Source organism: uncultured Fibrobacter sp., assembly GCF_937877005.1.
In the GTDB taxonomy this organism is placed as follows: Bacteria; Fibrobacterota; Fibrobacteria; order Fibrobacterales; family Fibrobacteraceae; genus Fibrobacter.
Map to the genome: position 1 here is coordinate 1 of NZ_CALEFV010000287.1, position 7,375 is coordinate 7,375.

Genomic DNA, 7,375 nt, shown 5'->3' on the forward strand with positions numbered 1-7,375 from the left:
GTATTTAAGTTATTTTTAAATTGGACATATTAGAGAGTTTAGCTCTTGTTCTCCATGTGAAATGTGCAAATTTCAAAAGAATGAGGACAAGGCGAACGCTCACGCAGGCATGCCGTTTTAGCGGTGTGTTTCAGTTTGTCATGCCGACTTTATAGTCGGTCTTTGGTTGTATGGCCATGGACAACAGCCCTTTTGGGGCGAAATTAATGTATTTTCAAAAAAGGTGTACTAAATATGGGATGTGTTATATGAAAAATTGGGTTAACCCGCTTTGTCTTTTATTATTGTTGTTCCCGACGACGCTTTTTGCCGACATCGTCTACCAAGGGAAACTCGTCCAGGAATGGCCCGCCGAGGCTAGGCCCACGTTCGACAATTCCCGCGGGGTCCCCCAAACTCGCGCCCTCATGAAAACGACCGCGTTCGCAACCCAGAGTCACTACGCCGCCCCCAAGGGCAAAATCTACAGTCTCACGCTCCTCGTGGATTTTTCGGACGTTCCCGCTCCCGTCACAAAAGAAGAAGTCGAGGAATGGCTCAACAAGGAAGGCTTCAATAGGGACGGTTGCAACGGTTCCGTGCGCGACTACTACCTCGATGTTTCTAACGGACAGCTGGACCTCACGAACGAAGTCTACGGTTGGTACCGCGCAAAATACCCCAAGTCCTGGTACGAAAGCGAGGAAAGGTTCGAGCCCAACAACAAGTACAAGGGGTCCGACATCCTCATGAAGGAGGTGTTCGACTACTTCGATTCTCAGGTTGATTTTTCGCGCTACGACAACGACAAGGACGGCACTACCGAAGCCATCAACATCGTATACGCCGGCGCCGGGCAAACTTGGGGACAGGGCCTGTGGCCGCATTCCGGATGGTCCAGCGAAAGGCGCGATGGAGTCCGGCTCACGCACCATCAGATGACGGACATGCCGGGCAAGTTTTCGATATATGTCTTTGTGCATGAATCGGGACACATGATCTTCGGCTGGCCGGATCTTTACTGGTACGGCGACTACTGCACCATGGGCAACCGCGCAAACGATTTGAACCCTGTAGCTATCAATGACTTTTTCCGTGCGGACCAGGGCTGGATTCCGTTCGTGGACATCACGAGCGACGATGTAAACAACGTAACAAGCCTTGAAGTTACGAAGCCCGGAGAATTCTGCTACCGCTACAAGACCCCAAACAGGCCGAACCAAGAAGGATTGGTGTGGTCTTATGTGCGCAACACAGGCCGCAACAAGGTACTCGCCGGGAGCGGGCTCTTGATGCAGCATTATGATTTTTCTTTTACCCGGGGCAACATTGCCGCAGATTCACTCACCCTAAGAATTGTGCACGCGAACGCCGCAGGCAAATCGAGCGACAATCCCGGCGACCAGTGGCCAAGCCCGGGCAGCACCGCCAACACCTTCTTCAAGAGCGGAACCTACGCGGAATTTTCAGATGACGCCTACCCCGCTATCCGCTGGTATAACGGCTCCAAGACAGGCCTCAAAATCACCGACATCGGAACACCCGGAGAAACGCTCATGTTCTGCATCGGCGAGAACTGCTCCGAGCCGGTTTCAAGCTCTTCGAGCGCGCCGGAAGAAATCTCGTCAAGTTCAATGACAGAGTCTTCTTCCAGTTCGGAAGCCCCCTCTGCAATCATATCAAATTTAGGAATCACCAAACACGGCAAGCCCGGAAGCAAGATATTCAACGTGCTCGGCAAGCCCGTCGGAGTACGCAACGCCAATGGCGCGTTACCCGATTTGCCAAAGGGCGTGTATGTCGAAGTGGCGAAATAAGACGCCCAGGCATTCAGGTTTTCTTTTAAATAAACACATCATACCATTATTTGGAATTTTTGCAGACAGCGCGCATTTTTTCCGCGGAAAAAATGTGTAGTAGGAACATAAATTCCGCATTCAACAAAAATGAGCACAAGGAAAAATTGCACGGTTTTACAGCCAAATATAACGTTACGAAATTAGGGTATTGCGAATATTTTCAAGACATAAAGGACGCCATTCAACGAGAAAAGCAAATAAAAGCTGGCAATAGGAAAAAGAAAATTGATCTGATAGAATCAATAAATCCGCAATGGATCGATTTATCCGAAAATTTTTAACAAACTCAGGTAGAGATTGCTTCGCCTACGACTCGCAATGACAAGCAAGGCGAGTGCATCAGAACCACTACCGAATCAAACTTACAAAATAATTATCATTTTCTTACTCTATACTAACAGGAGCATAGCGGGGGGCACAGCACTCTCCGCTCCTTTATAATTGCTATCTTGTACCCCAACTAAACATTAACCGTAAATTCAATAGTTAGGAAATATGAGTCTTAAAATCGTTGTGCTTGCTAAGCAAGTACCTGATACACGAAACGTGGGCCCCGATGCCATGACGGAGCAGGGAACCATCAATCGTGCCGCATTGCCCGCGGTCTTCAACCCCGAAGACCTGAACGCCCTGGAGCAAGCCCTTCGTTTGAAGGACCAGTTCCCGGGTTCCACCATCTCTGTGCTGACGATGGGTCTCCCGAAGTCTGCCGAAGTCGTCCGCGAAGCTCTGTACCGCGGCGCCGACGAAGGTTTCGTGGTGACGGACCGCCCGCTCGGTGGTGCTGACACGCTCGCTACGAGCTACACGCTCGCCCAGGCCGTTAAAAAGATCGGCAACTACGACATTATTCTCGGTGGCCGCCAGGCTATCGACGGCGATACCGCACAGGTCGGTCCGCAGATTGCAGAAAAGCTGGGCCTCACGCAGGTGACCTACGCCGAAGAAATTCTCTCCCTCGACGAAAAGGCCCGTAAGGTCGTGATCCGCCGCCACATCGACGGTGGCGTGGAAACGGTGGAAGCACCGCTCCCGCTGGTCGTGACCGTGAACGGAAGTGCGGCCCCGTGCCGTCCGCGCAACGCAAAGCGCCTCATGAAGTTCAAGAACGCGACGGTGGTTGCCGAACGCAAGCCGGAAGATGCCGAAAAGTACGAAGCCCTCATCGCGAAGAAGCCCTACCTGAACATTCCGCAGTGGGGTGCCGCCGACATCGACGCAGACCCTGCCCAGATCGGTAAGGCCGGTTCGCCGACGAACGTGAAGGCTGTCAAGAACATCGTGTTCAAGGCGAAGGAAAGCCGCACGCTCACTGCAAGCGACGCCGACGTCGAAGGACTTATCAAGGAACTTTTAGACGGGAAGATTATTGGCTAGCCTATGAATAACGTATTTGTATATTGCGAAATTGAGGGCACGACCGTTGTCGATGTTTCCCTCGAACTTTTGTCCAAGGGCCGCAAGCTCGCCAACACGCTCGGCGTTCAGCTCGAATGCATCTGCGCAGGCAAGGGCCTCGACGGAATTGAAAAGCAGGTGTTCCCCTACGGTGTGGACAAGGTCCATGTGTTCGACGCCGAAGGGCTCTTCCCCTACACCACCAACCCGCACGCATCGCTCGTGGTGAACCTCTTCAAGGAAGAGCAGCCGCAGATTTGCCTGCTCGGTGCAACGGTGATTGGCCGTGACCTCGGCCCGCGCATTTCCAGCGCCATGCACAGCGGCCTTACCGCCGACTGTACCGAACTCGAAATCGACAGCTTCGAAATGAGCATCGGCGGCGTGAAGAAGTTCTACGAAAACCAGCTCTGCCAGATTCGCCCGGCGTTCGGCGGCAACATCGTCGCTACCATCGTGAACCCGGAACACCGCCCGCAGATGGCGACGGTGCGCGAAGGCGTGATGAAGAAGGAAATCGTGGACCCGAACTACAAGGGCGAAGTCATCAAGCACGACGTGGCCAAGTACGTGCCGGAAACGGAATACGTGGTCAAGGTGCTGGAACGCCATGTGGAAAAGGCCAAGCACAACCTCAAGGGCGCACCCATCGTGGTGGCCGGTGGTTACGGCATGGGCTCCAAGGAAAACTTCGACATGCTGTTTGAACTGGCGAAGGAACTCCACGCCGAAGTGGGCGCAAGCCGTGCCGCTATCGACGCGGGCTTTGCCGATCATGACCGCCAGATTGGCCAGACCGGCGTGACCGTACGCCCGAAGGTGTATATCGCCTGCGGTATCTCCGGCCAGATTCAGCACCTCGCCGGCATGCAGGATTCAGGAATCATCATCTCCGTGAACTCCGACCCCGACGCCCCGATCAACGCTATCGCTGACTACGTGATCAACGGCACCGTCGAAGAGGTCATCCCGAAGATGATCAAGTATTACAAGGCAAACAACAAGTAGGCGTTATGGCGAATTTTTACACAGACCATCCAGAGATTAAGTTCAACCTTGAAAGCTCTCCCCTGATGCAGCGCATCGTGGAGCTCAAGGAAAACGGCTACGCCGACAAGGACAGCTTTGACTACGCGCCGGAAGACTACGCCGACGCGATAGACAGCTACAACCGCGTGCTCGAAGTCGCAGGCGACATCACCGCGAACACCATCTTCCCGAACTCGGAAGACGTGGACGCCGAAGGCCCCCACTGCGAAGACGGCCGCGTGCGCTACGCAAGCAAGACCTACGAGAACCTGGAAGCCACCCGCAAGGCAGGCCTCAATGGCGTGACCATGCCGCGCCGCTTCGGCGGCCTCAACTTCCCGATTACCGCCTACACGGCCATCAACGAAATGATCGCCTCTGCAGACGCCGGTTTCGAGAACATCTGGTCCCTGCAGGACTGCATCGAGACCTTGTACGAGTTCGGCGACGAAGACCAGCGTTCCCGCTTTATTCCGCGCGTGTGCGCCGGCGAGACGATGTCCATGGACCTGACTGAACCCGACGCCGGTTCCGACCTGCAGCGCGTGATGCTCAAGGCCACCTACAGCGAAGAAGACAAGTGCTGGTACCTTAACGGCGTGAAGCGCTTCATCACCAACGGCGACAGCGACATCCACCTGGTGCTCGCCCGCTCCGAAGAAGGCACCCATGACGGCCGCGGCCTTTCCATGTTCATCTACGACAAGCGCGACGGCGGCGTGAACGTGCGCCGCATCGAGAACAAGCTCGGCATCCACGGAAGCCCGACCTGCGAACTTGTCTACAAGAACGCGAAGGCTGAACTCTGTGGCCGCCGCAAGTTCGGCCTCATCAAGTACGTGATGGCCCTCATGAACGGTGCACGCCTCGGCATTGCCGCACAGTCCGTGGGCATCAGCCAGATGGCATACAACGAAGCTCTCGCCTATGCCAAGGACCGCAAGCAGTTCGGCCAGGCCATCGTGAACTTCCCCGCCGTCTATGAGATGATTTCGAACATCAAGGCACGCCTCGACGCAGGCCGCGCGCTCCTGTACCAGACAGCCCGCTATGTAGATATCTACAAGGGCCTCGAGGACATCGAGCGCACCCGCAAGCTCACCGACGAGGAGAAGGCTGAACTCAAGCTCTATCAGAAGCTCGCCAGTGCCTGCACGCCGCTTGCGAAGGGCATGAACTCCGAATACGCGAACCTGAACGCCTACGACAGCATCCAGGTTCACGGCGGTTCGGGCTACATGCTTGAATACGCCTGCCAGCGCCTCTACCGCGATGCACGCATCACCTCCATTTACGAAGGCACGACGCAGCTGCAGACCGTGGCCGCCCTCCCGCACATCACCACCGGAACCTACAGCCAGATGCTCGAGGAACTGGAAGCGGGCGAAGTGGCCGCCGAATACGAGAGCCTCAAGGCCCGCGCGAAGGCCATGGACGCGAAGTTCAACGAAGCTATCGAAGTCGTGAAGGCCGCGAACAACAACGAGTTCACCGACCTCTGCAGCCGCCACCTCTACGAACTCGCAGCCAACTGCGTGATGAGCCAGCTGCTCCTCCGCGATGCCACCAAGGCACCGGAACTGTTCGAAAAGAGCATGAAGGTGTACCTGAACCTCGCCGAAGCCGAAGTCGCCAAGCACTACAACTTCGTGAAGAGCGTGGATGTGGAAGCGATGGAGAGCTATAGGAAGGCGTAAGGTGAGAGTCGCGTCCAAGCATGCTCGGGCATGACCGGACCTAGCATTTTGTACTTGAGCGAAGCAATAGTACAAGTAGTTCTCGCTAACGCGACAACGCGAAATTAAAAAGCCTCGGTGATGAACCGAGGTTTATTTTTGTTTATAAGCATTTCCTAGCTTTTTTTCTTCAGAAAATTCTTTTTAACATTCACATATCCATCATACCATTTCTGTGGGTGCATTTCACTGCAATCATAAGCGCGATCAAAATACTTGTATAAACTAGAATATGGAATCTTATTATTTATAATAATTTTCAAATCAGTTGTATTTAACGGTATAATTTTCATGCCGCGAATAAATTTATCAGTGTCTTGAGGATCGCAATACACAATGTTTTTCCTCAAACGGAAATCTCCAATTACATTGACATGAAGATATGTCGCCACAAAAACGCAATAACTGACATCATTCCCAGTTTTCAATAAATGGTCTCCTAAATGTCTTGACACCGGTTCCATTTCCATTCGTCGCTGATTTGTACTATCAGCAAGTGTTGCTTCTAACAATAATTTATGCTCCGGATAATTAGCACAATGAGAGTATCCATAAATGATATCCGCATCCCCTCCTGCGGCATGTGAAACCGGCAACAAATCTGCATCCAGCCGTTTCATAAAATCACGAATATCACATTTTCCGTCACTAATCTTGTACCAAATCACCCCAAGAATATATTCAAAAATGGCAGGAGGTTCCGCATTATCCGAAACCATTTCTTTTATTTTACCATCTGATCTGTTTTCAAAATAATTAAGAATTTGAATAAGATTTTTATCCGAAAACTTATCTTTTATCACTTTTTGGAATCGTTTATAGCGAAGTTCATCAACTTTATTGTAAGCCTCCCTCATGTTTTTTATACGGGTTCGCAATTCACTATTAATTCCTTTAATAATTTTTTTCTCATCAAATGACAGGGCTGGGCAAATATCTTCAAGAGAACTTTTCTCGAACAACAACGGACTCTTTTGATACGCCTGCTTATACAAATCCGTAATTGCATAACCAAACAACTGTTTAGGAACAATATCTAATTTAACCCTATTATTCTCAAAGAGGAAACAATTTGTAAGACCTAAAAAACGCTTGTTTAAATCAAAATAATCTTCCAACATAGATTTAACTTTAAACAAGTGCATTGTCCAAAAAAAGAATCTTTTAAACGATTTTTCTGTTTTTGTTACATATGCAGGCAATTTGGAAAGACAACCTCTTGGATCTTTTTTCACTTCAGCAATACGACTAGCATTAAACAGCATTTCTTTCCATTTGCGCGATGTTGAAACATTATTCACCGCAGAAAACAAATGAGATATTCTATTGCTCTTAGCTTCCATATATACTGCATACATTTCTTTATACAAAGGC

At 51.3% G+C, this 7,375-nt stretch carries 5 protein-coding genes; 4 read left to right on the forward strand and 1 reads right to left on the reverse strand.

Annotated features, from left to right (window positions below; translation table 11 throughout):
• The first annotated feature begins 248 nt into the window (after positions 1-248).
• From Q0628_RS12875 to Q0628_RS12890, 4 genes are all read left to right on the forward strand, one after another.
• Positions 249-1,796 carry a M6 family metalloprotease domain-containing protein gene (locus Q0628_RS12875; protein WP_298771591.1) on the forward strand — a complete coding sequence of 516 codons (1,548 nt, stop codon included), beginning with the start codon at positions 249-251 and terminating at the stop codon, positions 1,794-1,796.
• Between the two features lie 537 nt (positions 1,797-2,333).
• On the forward strand, positions 2,334-3,215 hold the full coding sequence (locus Q0628_RS12880; RefSeq protein WP_298771593.1) for an electron transfer flavoprotein subunit beta/FixA family protein: 882 nt from the start codon (positions 2,334-2,336) through the stop codon (positions 3,213-3,215).
• Between the two features lie 3 nt (positions 3,216-3,218).
• Positions 3,219-4,244, forward strand: coding sequence for an electron transfer flavoprotein subunit alpha/FixB family protein (locus tag Q0628_RS12885; RefSeq protein WP_072807905.1), 1,026 nt, complete (start codon positions 3,219-3,221; stop codon positions 4,242-4,244).
• Between the two features lie 5 nt (positions 4,245-4,249).
• The gene (locus Q0628_RS12890; RefSeq protein ID WP_298771594.1) at positions 4,250-5,962 is read left to right on the forward strand and encodes an acyl-CoA dehydrogenase family protein; all 1,713 of its coding nucleotides are present in this window, start codon (positions 4,250-4,252) and stop codon (positions 5,960-5,962) included.
• Between the two features lie 155 nt (positions 5,963-6,117).
• On the opposite strand, the gene Q0628_RS12895 is transcribed toward Q0628_RS12890, so the two are convergent.
• On the reverse strand, positions 6,118-7,375 hold a 1,258-nt coding region (locus Q0628_RS12895; protein WP_298771596.1), incomplete at its 5' end, for an AlwI family type II restriction endonuclease.